Consider the following 14,085-nt stretch of genomic DNA (forward strand, 5'->3'; position numbering starts at 1 on the left):
CTAGCGGTTCCACCGTTTTGCCGGGGCTACTGTATAATGGTTGGGTTCGATCACCCGAGACGGGGTGGGGTACGACTGCGATGAAACGATTTTTCCGATGGATCAAGGCGCTGTTCCACAAGACGATGGACAACCTGGAAGACCCTGAGGTCATGCTGGACCAGGCTCGGCGCGACATGCAGGAGGCGCTGGTCCAGAACCGAGAAAAGGCCGTCCAGGCCATCACCCAAAAGAACCGTCTGCAGCAGATGCTCGACCACTCCGAGGCGAAGTCGGTCCAGTACGAGGCGCAGGCCTCGACGGCGCTCCAGCAGGGCAACCGGGAGCTGGCGCGGCAGTTCCTGCGCGAGAAGGCCGCCAACGACACCGTGCTCGCGACGTTGAAGCAGACGCTGTCGCAGGCCGTGGAGACCGTCGAAGCGGTGAAGAGCGCGATCAAGCGGCAAGAAAGCGAGGTCCGCAAGAAGACCGCCGAGGCGCTGGCGCTCAAGGCGCAGTGGAAGCAGGCTCAGATTCAGACCTCGATCAGCAAGGCTTTAGAGGGGCTCACCTTCGAGGCCGAGTACGAGGGTTCGTTCGCGTCGGCGAAGGACCGGATTCAGGAGAAGCAGGCTGAGGCGGCTGCGCGCGGCGAGATGCTCTCTGGCAGCGTGCAGGGCAAGATGATGGACATGGAGGATCAGGCCATGGACTACGCCGCAGAAGCCGAGCTCCGCAAGCTCGAAGAGAAGCTGGGGATCGCAGGCCCCGGAGTTGAAACTCAGATACAGGATCCCGAGGTCGAAGCGGAAATCGAAACCGAACTCGAGCAGTTGGAAGACCGGCTGAACCAGTAGCCGCTACGGTTGCCAGCCGGATTCCGCCAGCGACTGTATCAGTAGGAATCGCTCGTCCACGATCGAGATGCTCTCCGAAAAGACGCCGTCTACGGGCGGCGACAGCAGTGCGCCAGAGATAGGGCTTGTCACGTCAGCGCCGGTCAGCGCGAACAGCACCGCCGCCTCTTGAAAGTCCATCAGGTACGCATTTTCGGCGGCACTCGCGTAGTTCTGCACGACGGCATCGAGCATGAGCGCGCCGAGCGGGTTGTCAGAATCGGCAAGGAGCATCTTCACTGAGGCACGAAGAATACTGCTGTCCAGGTTTTCGGAACTGAGTTGAAAGACCACGTTCGGAATGACCTGTGCCGCTCGGGCGAGCCGCCCGTCGCTCCAAGCCTCGAACGCTCTCCAGCGCGCACTCAGACCGGTTCGCAGACCCACCAGATCGTCCGAAGCCACGGTCGCCGTCTCTGCGGGATCGAACGCCGCAGCGTGGCCGCTCAGCACGTATCGGAAGAACTCCTGCGAGGCGTCGTTATCAGGCAACCCGCTGACGTCCGGCGCCCACTCCCAAGGCTCGCGGCCGCTCATCTCTGAAATCTGCGGCAACAACTCCTCAAAAAAGTCCGCTTGAAGAACCTCGAAGAGGCGCTCGCGATGCGCGGCCGTGACCCACGAACCCCCAAGGCCGCACGACCTCAACGCATCTGCATTGCGTGCAGCGAACCGAAGGACGAGTCCTCTCGACGCTCCAGCGATCGCCAGGTCGTCCGGCGAAGTGGCGACCTCCAACCCCAGCGCAGTCTGGCGCGACAGCTCCGCAACAAGATCGCAAGCCTCTTCGTCGCTGCCTTGGTCGAGCAGAAGCCGGGCCCTGGCGAGGTTCCACCAGACGGAAGCAATGAGCTCTTCGAGCGAGCTGACCGGCACGACCGGCGTACTGTCCAACAGTTCCCAAGGCGTGGCGCCCTCGATCGAACCGAGCAGCTCCTGCCACTCGCTGTCCGAAGCCAAGCCTGCGTGCACCAACTGGCCTTGGACTTGCGAGAGTCGGCTGGAGTCGGGAGCGTCCGCCTTCAATTCGTCGATCCAAACCGTATATAGTCCTGGAGCAAGCGAAGCGTCAGTGAGCTCGATAAGGTCTACAACCGATACTGGCCCGGTGAGCGTGGTCGGAACGAACATCTTCACGAGGAAAATGCTCAGTACGGCTACACCGAAGAACGACCACGCAACCCACTTCTTCACAACTCAGTCACCCACTGACATTATGTTCTGGCGCGACGTAGTAAAGTTGGGACAACGATGGCCTTGCGCACGGTGAGCGAACTGGTCGAGAAGCGGCTCAAGGCCGCGCCGTCGAAGACGGGCTGCTATATTTACCGGGACGACAAGGGTGGGGTGCTCTACGTCGGCAAGGCGATCAACCTGCGAACGCGGATTCGCAGCTACTTTCGCAAGAGCACGAAGCACGGAGCGCGGATCGAGCGATTGGTGCGAAAAATCCGCGACATCGAGTGGATCGTCGTCGACAGCGAACTAGAGGCGCTGGTGCTTGAGTGCAACCTGATCAAGGAGCATCGCCCGCAGTACAACGTCCGCCTGCGCGACGACAAGAGCTACCCGTTCATCTGCATCACGAAGGAGCCGTTTCCGCGAGTGCTGTTCACGCGGAACCCGCACAAAGGGTTTGGCAAGACTTACGGTCCGTACTCGAGCGCGTACGCCGTGCGCGAGACGCTTCAACTGCTGCACAAGGTGTTCCCGCTGATCCCGTGCGGCAAGAGCTGGAGCGGAAAGAACCAGCAGAAGCCTTGCCTGTACTTCCATCTGAACCAGTGCCTCGCGCCTTGCGCCGGCCTGGCTGATCGCGAGAGTTACAAGGCCGTGATCCAGCAGGTGACTGACTTTCTTGAGGGGCGCGAGGCTGGAGTCATCGACGACCTTGAAGCGAAGATGAACGACGCGTCCGAAAGGGAAGAGTACGAAACCGCAGCTCAGATCCGGGACAAGATCGATGCTTTGCGAGCCGTTCTCGAAAAGCAGAAGGTGCTCAGCGACGACGAGCAGGACAGGGACATCATCGCCGTAGTCAAAGACGAACGGGGCGCGGCTATCCAGATGCTCTACGTGCGGGGCGGACGGCTGATCGGCCAGCGCAGCTTCATGTTGGACGGCTCGAAGGATTCAGCGCCCACGGAGGCTGTGCAAGAGTTCGTCAAGCAGTACTACAGCAGAGTGCCGGAGGTGCCAAGAGAGATCCTGCTGCCCGTCGAGATCGCAGAGAAGCAGATCGTCGAGCAGTGGCTGCGGCAGAAACGTGGCGCCGCGGTCAAGGTGGAGGTTCCGCAAGGCGGCATAGGGCTGAGGCTGGTCGACCTGGCCGCCAAGAACGCAGAGCAGGCGCTCAAGACGTTCAGCATGGAGATCGAGCAGAAGGAGCAGTGGGCTGAACAGGCCGCGGTCCAACTAGCCGAAGAGCTTGACCTGCCGAGCCCCCCGCAGCGCATCGAGTGCTACGACATCAGCAACATCCAAGGCAAGGCGCCCGTCGGATCGATGGTCGTCCTAGAGGACGGAGAGGTCGCCAAGAAGGAGTACCGCCGCTTCAAGATTCGGTACCACCCGGAGGACCCGAACGACTTTGCGATGATGCACGAGGTGCTGACGCGACGGCTGAAGGCGTTCGTCGAGAAGGACGAGAAGTTCTCTTCTGCTCCGGATTTAATCGTAGTCGACGGCGGGAAAGGGCAGCTTTCTGCAGCGTTGCGGGCGCGCGACGCGCTGGGTCTTTCATTTGCGATGGTCGGCTTAGCGAAGAAGCACGAGTTGGTGTACGTTCCGGTGCTGAAGGAGGTTCATGAGGTACGAGGTTCGGGGTACGAGGTGCGCGAAAACGAACCCGAACCAACCCTAACCAACCCGAACCAACCCGAACCCCCGAACCCCCGAACTCCCGAACGCACCCCAACTGGCCGCCTGAACGAACGGGGACTTGGCAAACTCGACCGGTACCGGTACCGCGAGGTGGTCATGCCGCTGACATCGCCCGGGCTGATGCTGATGCGCAAGCTGCGAGACGAGGCGCACCGGTTCGCGATCACGTATCACCGCAAGTTGCGCGACAAGCGGTTCCACGGCAGCGTCTTAGACGAAATCCCCGGGATCGGGCCAAAGCGGCGGCGGATGCTGTTGCGCACGTTCGGCTCGATAGAGGGGATTAGGCGCGCCTCGGTCACCGAGATCGCCGCAGTGCCGACTTTGACTCTGCGGCAGGCTGAGACGGTGAAAGAGTTCTTGCGACCCGACTAGCCGTTCGATCTCAGCGGCTCGATGAGCCGGTTCATGACGGCGGCCAACTGCTTTGCCTCTCCGGTCGTCAGCTTGCTACCGAACAGGGCCTCCACTGCGGCCGCGTACGCCGGTTTGGCAGATTCTAGAGTCTGTGCCCCGTCTTTGGTGAGAACGGCGTCCGCTCCGCGCCGGTCGCCCTCGCACTGCTTTCGTTTGACCAGCCCGTACCGCTCCATTCGGTCTAACCTCCTGGTCAGGCCACTGCGCGAGAGGCAGGCTTTGTCTGCCAGCGCGCTGAGGCGGATGCTGTTTTCAGGTTCGCCGTCTAAGATCACGAGAACTTCGTAGAACTCGAGCGGGAGCTTGGCATTGAGCTCCATGAGCTCTGAAATCGCGGCTCTCAGGCTCGCGTGAGCGGCCATAAACCGGCTGTACGCGACCTGCTTCGGATCTACGCTGGCATCGTTCATCTGCATCCCCTCAAGTACTGACGAAGCCGTGATGATTAAAGTTGCACGTGCAATTGTTGCCCGCGCATCTAATATCGGTATTTGGACTGCGCCGCTTAAATTGAAATAAAAGTACAGTTTGATCGGACTTTCGATCCGGTGCGAACCGTCAGAGGCCGTAAACTACGGGCCTATTCATGCTAGAGATCACTAACTTGCACGCCCATGTAGAGGAGAACAAAATTCTCACCGGCGTCAACCTGAAAATCAAGTCCGGCGAGGTTCACGCTCTCATGGGGCCAAACGGCTCTGGGAAGAGTACTCTCGCCAACGTTCTTGCCGGTCGCGAAACGTACGAAGTCGGGGAGGGCACCGTTCAGTACGACGGAAAGGACCTGCTCGAGATGTCGCCTGAGGAGAGGGCCCACGCAGGGCTGTTTTTGGCGTTCCAGTACCCGGTCGAGATCCCCGGAGTCAGCAACACGTACTTCCTGCGCGCGGCGCTGAACGCCATACGAACCGCGCGCGGCGAGGAGGAGATCGACGCGATGTCGTTCCTCAAATTAGTCCGCGAAAAGATCAAACTGCTGAACATGTCCGACGATATTCTGAGTAGAAGCGTCAACGCCGGCTTCTCCGGAGGCGAGAAGAAGAAGAACGAGATATTCCAGCTCGCGGTTCTAGAGCCTCGGATGTGCATCCTGGACGAGACCGACTCAGGGCTCGACATCGACGCGCTCCAGATCGTGGCCGCGGGGGTGAACAGCCTGCGCAGTCCTGATCGATCGTTCTTGGTCGTGACGCACTACCAGCGGCTGCTCAACTTCATCATCCCCGACTTCGTGCACGTGATGATCGAAGGGCGGATCGTTCGCAGCGGCGGCAAGGAGCTGGCGCTCGAGCTTGAGGAGAAGGGGTACGGCTGGCTCGAAGAGGAGCTGGCGAACGCGTGATGGCGATTGAGCTGATGCGGCGTTACGAAACCGACCTCTCGTCGCTGTTGGATCACGCCGAAGCGCAGGCGGCGCACGGCGCCGCGTGGTTGCGCGGTCTGCGCGAGCAGGCGATCGCGATCCACCGCGAGCACGGTTTTCCGACCCCGAAGAACGAGGAGTGGAAGTACACGCCGCTTCGTGCGGCCGCCTCGCGAGAGTGGCGCCTGGCCGAGCCGGGCCCTGCTGTTTTTGAACGTGATTTGCCATTTGTTTCTGATGGGGCGAGGGTCGTTTTCGTCAACGGTCTGTTCGACCGAAATCAACTCTCTTTCAAGCCTGTTTCTGGGCTGACGATCAAGTCGTTGCGGGACGCTATCGACGCGGGCGAGGTTGAGGGCTCTCTTGGTGAGATCGCAAAGATCGAAGAGCACTCTTTGGCCGCTCTGAACACCGCCTTGTTCGAGGACGGGGTTTACATCCACCTCGCGGCTGGCACTTCCGTCAGCGAGACGATTGAGATCGTTCACGTTACTTCCGGCGATGGGCAGATCATTACGCCTCGCGTTCTGATAATCGCCGAGCAAGGCACGAAAGCGAGCATCGTGGAGACGTATGTGACCGACGGCGACGGCACGAATCTAGTGCTGCCGGTCACTGAGGTCTTGACAGCCAGCGGGGCGAACATCGAGCATGTGCGCGTGCAAGTCGAAAGCGATAAGACGTACAGCGTTGCGCTTTGGGAGATCAGACAGGAGGGCGAGAGCGAGTACCGCTCTTACAACATCGCGTTCGGCGGCGCGATCGCGCGCACGGACCAGAACCTCTGGCTCGGCGGCGAGTACATCGTCACGCGTTTGGACGGCATCGTGATCGCAAACGGCAAGCAGCTGATCGACAACCACACGCGCCTCGACCACGCGATGCCGAACTGCAACAGTTTCGAGATCTACAAGCAGATCGTGGACGGCGAGGCGACGGTCGTTTTCAACGGCAAGATCTTCGTGCATCAAGACGCGCAGAAGACAGACGCCGTGCAGACGAACCAAGCGCTGCTGCTCTCGCCCAAAGCGACGATCAACAGCAAGCCGCAGCTGGAGATCTTCGCCGACGACGTGAAGTGCACCCACGGCGCGACGGTCGGCCAGATCGAAGAGGAGCAGCTGTTCTACCTCCGCACACGCGGTCTGGCGGTCGGTGACGCGACCGCTATTCTGGTGTTCGCGTTTGCAGCCGAGGTGCTCGATTTGATCTCGGACGAGGGTGTTCGCAAGAGTCTGGAGAAGCGGATTCTAGCGAAGCTGTCTTCGTAGATCGGATGCCGGTTTGCGTCGTCGGCACCGTGACTCCCTCGTCCGTTCGACTAATTTAAAATTGATGGATCTGGGTCTATTCTGCGCCTAGCTCTAGTTCGGTTAGTGCTGCTTCGCACGTTTCTTGAAGGTCTTTGAATCGCGCCTGGTAGTGCTCCATGGCCTTGCGCATCTCTTCCAAAACGTTCTTTGCCTTCGAGAGCTCGTCAGTAAGCAAGCCTGCCGTCTCCTTGTCTTCGCATTCGTTTGCTCGTTTTAATCTTAGTTCAATCCGATCGACCTCGTTTTGGGCGTCGTTGAAGCTCGGCTTCGCCTGCGGCTCCGGCAGGTCCGCTAGTTCTTTGTCAAGTTGCTCGAACAATGCCCAAGCCTTTTCTTGACTCTCCGGGCTGAAACTCTTAATTCGCTCTTCGCGCATAACCTGATTGCACTTGAGTTCGCACTGAATGACCTCCTCCTTGATCTTCTTAGTCTGCTCAATCACTTCGTCTCGCTCTTTGGTCGCTACAGGCAAGAATCGGTCGACAGCAAGCCTGAATTTATCGCTAGCACGATCCCAAGGGCCAAGCCTGTCGAATTGCTCGACCAAGATCGTAAGTCTGCTTTTCCAAGTTATTGCGCGAACGGCCTCCCGGCGGTTATTGCGTATTTCGTCGTAAGCAGCCCGTGCTCGCGAGGTCAATTTCGCTCGCTCTCGCTCCTCTCTTTCTTCTTGCTCTTTCTTTTTTCTTTCAAAGTTATGTTTCGTCCAAATCTCCACAGTAACTTAATTTTACTTGCATTTCCCTCCACACTGCGAGTGTGAAGGGAAATGCCATCGGCGCAAGAGTGGAGGGAGTTGGCCCCTTCCTCTTGCACGGAGTGGAGTGGAGGAGGAAGGCGGTTGGGGGGATGGAGGTTTCGGCTGGAGCGAGAGAATCTTCGGAGTGCTCTGACGCGTCAGAGCTTTCCCTAGCGCTGGCACAGCAGTGCCGCAGGTACAGAATCCGATCTCCACTGCTGTCGAAAGCGCGGACACGTCCGCGCACTCCGAAAACACCCTCGACCTATGTCCGCCCGTCCCTTCTCTCTTTTATCCGTTTTTCATAACCCCGATCGGTGGGTTCGTAGTACGGAGTATCCAGCCCGGCGTCTTCAGGCAGATAATCCTTGTCGATGTACGCGCCGGGGGCGTCGTGGGGGTATTCGTACCCTTCGCCGTGGCCTAGCTCTTTCATGCCGGTGGCGGGTGCGTTGCGCAGGTGCATGGGGATGGGTTGGAGCGGTTTGTTCTCGACGTCTGCCTCCGCCTTTCCGATCGCGACGGTTGCGCGGTTGGACTTGGGGGCTTCGGCGAGGAACGTCACGACTTGCGAGAGGATCAGGCGCGACTCGGGCATGCCGACTCGCTCGACCGCTTGCGACGCGGAGACGGCCATGACGAGCGCCTGCGGCTCGGCGTTGCCGATGTCCTCGCTCGCGAGGATGATGAGGCGGCGGACGATGAAGCGCGGGTCTTCACCGGCCTGCAGCATCCGCGCGAGGTAGTGCAGCGCGGCGTCGGAGTCGGAGCCGCGCACGCTCTTGATGAACGCGCTGATCGTGTCGTAGTGGTAGTCGCCCTGGCGGTCGTACCGCACCGCTTGCCTTTGCAGAACTTGCTCGACCAGCGCCAGCGTTATCTCTCCTTTCAGCGGCGCAAGAAGCGACGCGGATTCTAATGCATTGAGGGCCGTGCGAGCGTCGCCGTTCGCGCAGGTGACGAGGTGTTCGCGCGCGTCTTCGGCGAGGGTGAGTCCGCGCGATCCGAGACCGCGCTCTTCGTCTTTCAGACTTCGGTCGATCAACTCGCGCACGTCGTCCGGCGACAGCGGCTTCATCGGCAAGACCCGTGCGCGAGAGAGCAAGGGGGAGTTGAGGACGAAGAAGGGGTTTTCGGTCGTCGCGCCGATCAAAGAGAACGTGCCGTCTTCGAGGTAGCCGAGCAGCGCGTCCTGCTGCGATTTGTTGAAGTGGTGGATCTCGTCGAGCAGCAGCAACGTCGCGCGACCGTCGAACGACTGTCTCTCTCGCGCGGCCTTGGCGATGCGGCGGATGTCCGCGACCCCCGCCGTGACCGCGCTCTTCGCCTCGATGTGCGCGTCCATGTGCTTGGCGACGATATATGCGAGGGTCGTCTTGCCGCATCCCGGCGGCGCCCAAAGGACGACCGATCCGAGCTTGCCTTCTTCTATCGCCTGCCTGACCGGCGTGCCCGGGCCGAGCAGTTCCTGCTGACCGACGAACTCGTCCAGATCGCGCGGCCGCATCCGCGAGGCGAGGGGGAGCGTCGCCGGTTCGCCTGTGGACTGGAACAGGTCGGTGGACACGACCCTATGCTACTTGAGTTCGCGAGAAGTTCGGAGGGAACCGTGATCGAGAGGCACGCACGAATCGCCCCCTCCCTAACCCTCCCCCAAGGGGGAGGGGATTTTCCGGACTCGAACTTACGGATTGCGAGACAACGCGTCGCACGCCCGACGGTCCACCAATACTGATACCGAATGTTGCTGTATGCTACGCGGCCAGAGACCACCATGAAACGTTTCGCTGCACTGTTAGCCGTCCTTCTTCCGCTGGTCGCGTCCGCGCAGTGGCCGCCGCATCCGCCAGCGGAGCGTGTGGACTTCGTTGAGACCCTGCACGGGATCGAAATCCCCGATCCATACCGCTGGCTCGAGGATCAGTGGAGCGCGGAGACGCGGGCGTGGGTGAAGAGCCAGCAGGCGTTCGCTGAGACAGTGCTCGGCTCAAGCCCGGCGTTCGCAAAGATATACGAGGAGTTCGAGAAGATGTACGTCCGTGAGCAAGGCGGACCGGTTCTGACGGCGGGCGACTACACCATCTCGTTTAGGCGCGAGAAGGACGAGGCGCGGCAGAGAGTTTACAAACGCAAGGGCGAGGACGACGAGTGGGTGGTGTTCCTAGACCCGGCAGAGTTCAGCGCCGACCCGTGGGTGATCGTGCAGAGCATGGGGCTCGACCCGGACAAGAAGGTGCTCGCCTACCGCGTGCGCGACGGGGGAGAAGACGAGATCGAATTTCGATTTCGCGACATCGAAACCGGCAAGGACCTCGACGACGTGATCCCGCGCGGTATGCACTGGAGCTTCCACTTCTCGCACGACGGCTCGGGGTTCTACTATTCGATCGACCACAAAGACCGCGGCGGGCAGGTGTTCTATCACGAGTTCGGGACGGCGGTCTCTTCCGACGCAGTGATCTTTGAGGGGCCGAGCCGCGAGTACTGGGTCAACGCCTGGGAGATCGACGAGGGGAAGAGGCGGCTTGCGACGCTTGGCTACGGCTGGCAGTACCAGCAGTCGTTTATCCAGGACATTGGTGACACGGAGTGGACGCCGTACATCACCGGGCTCGACGCGCAGATCAACATGACTCCACGCGACGAAGACCTCTGGATCATCACCGACCTCGACGCGCCAAACGGTCGGCTGATGAAGACCTCGTCGGACGATCCTGGTGCGCCTTCTGAGTGGGAGGAGATTGTGGCAGAGCACCACGCGGAAATCTTGAAGGGCGTGTCGTTCGCGGCAGGGCACATGTGGCTGCGGTACTTGCGAAACGTCTCGAGTGTTCTGAAGATGTGCGACATGAAGGGGAACGTTGTGCGCGAGTTGGAGATGCCCGGCAACGGGCGTGCTACGCAGCCGAGAGGCGAGTGGGACGGCACCAAGGTGCGGTTCACGTATCAGCACTACAACGTGCCGCCGATCAGCTTCGAGTACGACGTCGAGACCACCGAGCGCAAGATCACGAACCAACGCGAGCCGATGTTCCCGGTCGATGGGATCGAGGTCGTGCAGGAGTGGTTCGAATCGGTGGATGGAACGATGGTGCCGGTCTGGATTTGCTACAAGGAGGGCACGGAGCTTGACGGGGCGAACCCGACTCTGCTGACGGGGTACGGCGGTTTTAACGTCGCGCTGGAGCCGGGGTTCAGCGACACGTGGACGTACTTCATGAACCACGGCGGCGTTTACGCGGTTGTCAATCTGCGCGGCGGCAGCGAGTTCGGACGTCGGTGGCACAAGGGCGGCATGCTCAGCCACAAGCAGAACGTGTTCGACGACTTTATTTCTGCGGCAGAACACTTAATCGAACGCGGTTACACTTCTTCCTCGAAGCTCGCGATTCGCGGCGGGAGCAACGGCGGACTGCTGATGGGGGCTGTGATCACGCAACGACCTGATCTGTTCCGCGTTGCGCTGATTTCTGTGCCGGAGTTCGACCTGGTCGGCTTCCCGCGTTACGCGAACATAAACCCGCCAGCGCTGGCAGAGTACGGTGACGCGAGCAAGCCGGAGCAGTTCAAGTACGTGTACGACTGGTCGCCGTATCAGAACGTGCGCGAGGGAGTCGCCTATCCTGCGGTGCTTGTCATTCAGGGCGATAAGGACAGCCGGGTCGACTCGACGCAGGCGCGGAAGATGGTGGCGAAGCTGCAGCACGCGACGACGAGCGGACTGCCGGTCGTGCTGAACTACTCGGTGAGCATGGGGCACTCCGGCGGGCGTCCGCCGATGCAGACCTACCGCGACAGCGCATGGGAAATGGCGTTCCTGTTCCGGATGTTGGGGATAGAGGTGGCCGCGTGACACGTGCTGTTTCCTTCTTGGTTCTGTCTCTACTCGCAGCTGCGTCTTCGGCTCAGGACAAGCCGCAGTTCTACGACCCGATCGAGATGAAGGTCGAGGGGTGGACCGTCAAGGTCGACCCGCGGCTCTTGAGCGGCGAGCACAAGGAGACCGGTGACGTTGCCCTCAAGGCGCTGGCGAACCACCTGCAGCGCATCACTTACGTCATGCCAGCGGGACCGCTTGAGAAGATGCGTGGACTGCCGCTGTGGCTGGAGCTGGAGAACGCCGCGCTAAAGAAGATCGGCGGGCACAACATGCAGTTCCATCCCGGGCGTGGATGGCTGGTCGAAAACGGTCTTGATCCCCGACTTGTCAAACACGTTCACATTCCTTCGGCCGAACAGCTTACCGATGCGCGGCAGTGGGCGAAGCACCCTTACGTGGTGTTGCACGAGCTGGCGCACGCGTATCACAACCAAGTGCTTGAGGGCGGTTTTTCTAATCCACTTGTGAAGGCTGCGTATGACAACGCCGTCGAGGCAGAGATATACGAAGAGGTGTTGAGCCACACGGGTCGCACGGTGCGACACTACGGCTTGAACAATCAGATGGAGTACTTCGCGGAGACGACCGAGGCGTACTTCGGCGTGAACGACTTCTACCCGTTCGTGCGGGCGGAGCTGAAGGAGTTCGACCCACGGGGGTTTGCGTTGATGGAAGAGATCTGGGGGCCAATTCGGGGTTAGGAGTTCAAGGAGCCGTTCGCTAGCGTGCTACGACGGCACAAGAGAGGTGGCGTTTCTGTTCCGGATGTTGGGGATGCAGCTGGACTGACCACCGTCCACTTTGTAGCCCAGCTCCTTGAGCTTCGTCACGAGCTGCTCGCGGAGACGCTCGACGCCTTTGGAGTCAGTCGGTACGTTGGGGCTGCGACGGCTTGCGTCTACTAGCGACTTGAAGAGCATGACGGTTACCGCGTCGCCCATCGTCTGGCCTTCGTAAGGTCCTCCGAACCACTGGTGCCATATCTTGCGTTCGTCCTGGTCCGGTGCTGGTGTCTCGTCGCGAATCCTGTCGATGAGGAGCTCGATCGCTTGTTCTTGCCCGTCGAGTCCGAACCGCCTCCGCGTTGCAATTCCCATGAGTGCATCGATCTGGACCGGCGCGTCGGCCTCTCTGTAATTCTCGCCGAACCTCGCCCAGAGCGCGTCGTCAGCATACCGGTCCATGAAGTAGGCTGCGTCTCCTGCGTCCCATCGCTTCTGCTCGTCGGGTGGGCCGTCGAACGCCTTGTCAAACCAGGAGACGAAGACTGACCTGGCGTGATCGATCGAAACGGACGGCAAGATTCTCATCGCATAGCGCGCTCCCCCTAGCGGGCCCTTCTCGCCGAACAGTCGCAGCATGGCGACCTTCTCATCGTCCGTGAATTCGCCTTCCACGACGACGTCGGCCATGCCGAACGTCGAGTATTGCCCTTGTCCTACCAAGCGCATGTATGTCGCCTTGAAGTCCTGCGGAAACTTGGTGACGTACTCTCTCTGCACGCCTCTCCTTGCTGAGTGGTCGTGGAACTCCATCGCAACCCTGAAGAAGATACGTTTGTCATCTTCTTCTCTCGATCTGATCCATGCATCGACGAGTCTTTCGTATCCGGTTTCTGGGCGGACAGCGACGTCGCCGTTCGTGATGTGGCTGATCAGGCTCGCTATGACGGATGACAGCCTCAGCGGCTCGCCCGACGAGTTGTTCATCTGCGAGATCGAGTAGCGCGTCAGTCGTTCGTCTTCTATGTGGCGCTTGAGCGCTGGCAGGGCGTCGACTCCGCGCTCCAATATCCGCTTCATGGCTTCCGAGTACTCAGGTTTTTGGCTGATCGTCATGTGCCCACCCTCCGATAGCAGGTTTTCGATCAGACGTTCGACCTCGTCGTCCGGGATCGGAAGCAGGGCAACGGTCTGCATCAGATCTTTGATGAACTCGTCCCTGAATTCGTTGATCCCCGAAAAAGGCGTGACGATCTTCTTTTCATCGACGACGATTCTTAGTATCCGCCCGGAGATCTCGATCCTGTCCTGGCCGACGTCGAACCAGTCGTTGAGCGCGTCGTGCAGCGCGAGATAGGTCACTCTTAGTTCGGGGGTCGCTTCGCGAGGCACACTGCTCCAACTAGCGCCGGCAAAGACGCCGCCGTACTTGCTGCCGACAAGGAACTGCGCAAGCTCTTTGTGCCCGAGCGAATAGGCTTGAATACCGGTCGCAAGCATGTCGTCTTGACCTACCTGACGTGTTCCCCGCTCATCTGAATACCAAAACTGCGACCTGAAGAGCACTCGCACATCTGGGTCGTCGAAAGAAAGCTCTGTCTCCGCTTGCCGGTACGGCTTCCAGTCGTCGATTGCTCCGCACATGTATCTTGCCTTCCCGTCTTCGCCCGTGAACTTGAACACGAGGAGGTGAGCCGGCTTGCCAGAAGGAAGCCCTCCTCCGCGCAACCCTGTCTCGAACACGACCGGAACGGCATCCCTTGGCGGCAGCGGGAGACCGTACGACATGTACAGCTTGAGCAGCGCGTCGAGATCGATGTCGTCGGTCTTCGCAGGTACAGCCGGTGCTGACAGCATTGCGACCAGAATTGTTGCCCCTACCATGGCTCTAGT

11 protein-coding genes are annotated in these 14,085 nt (G+C 60.2%); 6 read left to right on the plus strand and 5 right to left on the minus strand.

Annotation, left to right across the window (positions count from 1 at the left end; all coding sequences use genetic code 11):
- Positions 1-80 precede the first annotated feature (80 nt).
- Entirely contained in the window at positions 81-836 is a 756-nt protein-coding gene (locus tag IH944_09810; protein MCH7904847.1) for a PspA/IM30 family protein, read from the plus strand.
- A gap of 3 nt (positions 837-839) precedes the next feature.
- Here IH944_09810 and IH944_09815 read toward each other — a convergent pair whose 3' ends face one another.
- The gene (locus IH944_09815; protein MCH7904848.1) at positions 840-2,069 is read right to left on the minus strand and encodes a hypothetical protein; all 1,230 of its coding nucleotides are present in this window, start codon (positions 2,067-2,069) and stop codon (positions 840-842) included.
- Between the two features lie 57 nt (positions 2,070-2,126).
- Between IH944_09815 and uvrC the strand changes: the two genes are divergently transcribed.
- Positions 2,127-4,133 (plus strand): excinuclease ABC subunit UvrC, encoded by a 2,007-nt coding sequence (uvrC, locus tag IH944_09820; GenBank protein MCH7904849.1) that lies wholly within the window; start codon positions 2,127-2,129, stop codon positions 4,131-4,133.
- Here uvrC and IH944_09825 read toward each other — a convergent pair.
- Positions 4,130-4,585 (minus strand): MarR family transcriptional regulator, encoded by a 456-nt coding sequence (locus tag IH944_09825; GenBank protein MCH7904850.1) that lies wholly within the window; start codon positions 4,583-4,585, stop codon positions 4,130-4,132. The genes uvrC and IH944_09825 overlap by 4 nt on opposite strands.
- A 176-nt stretch (positions 4,586-4,761) precedes the next feature.
- On the opposite strand from IH944_09825, the gene sufC reads away from it, so the two are divergent.
- A complete protein-coding gene (gene sufC / locus IH944_09830; protein MCH7904851.1) occupies positions 4,762-5,517 on the plus strand; it encodes a Fe-S cluster assembly ATPase SufC in 756 nt (251 codons plus the stop codon).
- Complete coding sequence (gene sufD, locus IH944_09835) at positions 5,517-6,809, plus strand: Fe-S cluster assembly protein SufD (protein MCH7904852.1); 1,293 nt, start codon at positions 5,517-5,519, stop codon at positions 6,807-6,809. The genes sufC and sufD overlap by 1 nt, the downstream gene beginning before the upstream one ends.
- 76 nt (positions 6,810-6,885) lie before the next feature.
- Here the strand turns inward: sufD and IH944_09840 are convergent, their stop codons facing one another.
- On the minus strand, positions 6,886-7,569 hold the full coding sequence (locus tag IH944_09840; GenBank protein ID MCH7904853.1) for a hypothetical protein: 684 nt from the start codon (positions 7,567-7,569) through the stop codon (positions 6,886-6,888).
- Between the two features lie 286 nt (positions 7,570-7,855).
- Positions 7,856-9,097 (minus strand): replication-associated recombination protein A, encoded by a 1,242-nt coding sequence (locus IH944_09845; protein MCH7904854.1) that lies wholly within the window; start codon positions 9,095-9,097, stop codon positions 7,856-7,858.
- 267 nt (positions 9,098-9,364) lie between these two features.
- Here IH944_09845 and IH944_09850 point away from each other — a divergent pair, with 267 nt between their 5' ends.
- A complete protein-coding gene (locus tag IH944_09850; protein MCH7904855.1) occupies positions 9,365-11,443 on the plus strand; it encodes a S9 family peptidase in 2,079 nt (692 codons plus the stop codon).
- Positions 11,392-12,171, plus strand: coding sequence for a metallopeptidase (locus IH944_09855; protein MCH7904856.1), 780 nt, complete (start codon positions 11,392-11,394; stop codon positions 12,169-12,171). The genes IH944_09850 and IH944_09855 overlap by 52 nt, the downstream gene beginning before the upstream one ends.
- 27 nt (positions 12,172-12,198) lie before the next feature.
- Here the strand turns inward: IH944_09855 and IH944_09860 are convergent, their stop codons facing one another.
- Positions 12,199-14,076, minus strand: coding sequence for a hypothetical protein (locus IH944_09860; protein ID MCH7904857.1), 1,878 nt, complete (start codon positions 14,074-14,076; stop codon positions 12,199-12,201).
- Between the last annotated feature and the right edge of the window lie 9 nt (positions 14,077-14,085).

It is taken from the genome of Armatimonadota bacterium (assembly GCA_022563855.1).
In the GTDB taxonomy this organism is placed as follows: Bacteria; Armatimonadota; Fimbriimonadia; order Fimbriimonadales; family Fimbriimonadaceae; genus JADFMN01.